The sequence below is a fragment of the Thiocapsa marina 5811 genome (assembly GCF_000223985.1).
In the GTDB taxonomy this organism is placed as follows: domain Bacteria; phylum Pseudomonadota; class Gammaproteobacteria; order Chromatiales; family Chromatiaceae; genus Thiocapsa; species Thiocapsa marina.
In genome coordinates this window covers 1-1,779 of the sequence record NZ_AFWV01000045.1, presented here as the reverse complement: position 1 = coordinate 1,779, position 1,779 = coordinate 1, and the positions used below count along the sequence as shown (strand labels likewise).

The window sequence follows — 1,779 nt, the reverse complement described above, 5'->3', positions numbered from 1 at the left end:
ACCTACGGCCCGCGCATGCACCCCAACGACGGCCGCGTCGTCTCCAACTTCATCGTCCAGGCGCTCCAGAACAAGCCCATCACCATCTACGGCGAAGGCACCCAGACCCGCTCCTTCTGCTACGTCGACGACCTCATCGAAGGCTTCATCCGTCTGATGAACAGCCCCGACGACCTCACCGGCCCGGTCAACCTCGGCAACCCCGGCGAGTTCACCATGATCCAGTTGGCCCAGACCATCCTCGAGCTGACCGGTTCCCGCTCGCAGCTTGTCCACGAAGCGCTGCCCCGGGACGACCCCAAACAACGCAGGCCCGACATCGCTCTCGCCAATCAACACCTCGGCTGGGAACCCAAGATCCAACTGCGCGAAGGATTGAAGGCGACCATCGCCTACTTCGCCGACCTGCTCAAACGCAAACCGAATTGATACCCGTGTAGGTCGGACTTCAGTCCGACTGTGGGTCGGGCTTCAGCCCGACACGACCACCCCGGCATCTACCGCCCACGCCACCCATCCACCGGCCGATTGCAGAACACATGACAGACCCGTCCCCCCCCACGCTCCCGGTCACCATCTACACCCCGGAATCCTCCCTCGCCAGCCCGGCAAAGATGATCCGCGACATGCTCCGCGACCTCCTCGCCAGCCGGGAGCTCGCCTGGCGCCTCGCCGTGCGCGACATCAGCGCCCAGTACCGACAAGCCGCCCTCGGCCTGCTCTGGGCCTTCATCCTCCCGCTGGCCAACACCCTCATCTGGGTCTTTCTCAGCAGCTCCGGCATCGTCTCCGTCGGCGAGACCGCCTTGCCCTACCCGGTCTACGTCTTCACCGGCAGTATGCTCTGGGCCATCCTGATGGACGCGATCAACGCCCCGCTGCAGCAAACCATCGCCGCCAAGGGCATGCTCGCCAAGTTGAATTTCCCGCGCGAGGCGCTGATCGTCTCGGGCATCTACCAGACCCTCTTCAACGCCGGCATCAAGATCGCCCTCTTGATGGCCGTTCTGCCCTTCATGGGCGTCGACCTAGGCTGGAACCTGTTGCTCTTGCCCATCGGCCTCTTCTCGCTGGTGCTGGTCGGCACGGCCCTGGGGCTGCTGATCACCCCGGTCGGCGTGCTCTACACGGACATCGGCAAGGCCCTGCCGCTGCTCATGCAGTTTCTCATGTACGTCACACCCGTCGTCTTCCCCATGCCCAAAGAGGGCTTCGCCGCAACCGTGTTCAGCCTCAATCCACTCTCGCCCATCATCCTCACCGCGCGCGATTGACTGACCGGGTTTACACCGGAGCATCTATTGGCCTTCCTCGCCGTCAACGTCGTTGCCGTGCTGTTGCTGTGCGGCGTCTGGATCGTCTTCCGGCTCGCGATGCCAATCCTGATCGAACGTATGAGTGCCTGATCCCATGAGTGACGATACCCTGATCAAGGTCGAAGGTGTGTCCAAGAAGTTCTGCCGTAGCCTCAAGAAGTCGCTTTGGTATGGCATGCAGGATCTGGGCAACGAGATTCGTGGTCGCCGACACGGGGGCGACGGTGAGCTGCGGCCAGAGGAGTTTTGGGCGGTGAAGGACGTGAGCTTTGAGTTGAAGCGGGGTGAGTGCCTTGGGCTGATTGGGCGTAACGGGGCGGGGAAGACGACGCTGCTGCGGATGTTGAACGGGCTGATAAAGGGCCTTGTTCATTATCCCGTCCACCCCGTCATGCCGCGACCGGCATCAGATAGGGTAATTTCGGCGGGCGTGGCCGTCGGCGTCGCGGTCGCGGCGGCAAGG

At 63.1% G+C, this 1,779-nt stretch carries 3 protein-coding genes; all 3 read left to right on the top strand.

Features of this window, described 5'->3' with window-relative positions; genetic code table 11:
* A partial coding sequence (locus THIMADRAFT_RS24165) for an NAD-dependent epimerase/dehydratase family protein (RefSeq protein ID WP_007195769.1) occupies positions 1–429 on the top strand: 429 nt, incomplete at its 5' end.
* A 110-nt stretch (positions 430–539) separates the two neighbouring features.
* On the top strand, positions 540–1,274 hold the full coding sequence (locus THIMADRAFT_RS24160; RefSeq protein ID WP_007195768.1) for an ABC transporter permease: 735 nt from the start codon (positions 540–542) through the stop codon (positions 1,272–1,274).
* A gap of 136 nt (positions 1,275–1,410) precedes the next feature.
* Positions 1,411–1,779: ATP-binding cassette domain-containing protein (locus THIMADRAFT_RS24155; protein WP_007195767.1), on the top strand; the 369-nt coding region annotated here is incomplete at its 3' end.

What these genes read in the sequence shown, in the direction of transcription:
- THIMADRAFT_RS24160 (WP_007195768.1), top strand. Translation starts at nt 540, where the DNA reads ATGACAGACCCGTCCCCCCCCACGCTCCCGGTCACCATCTACACCCCG.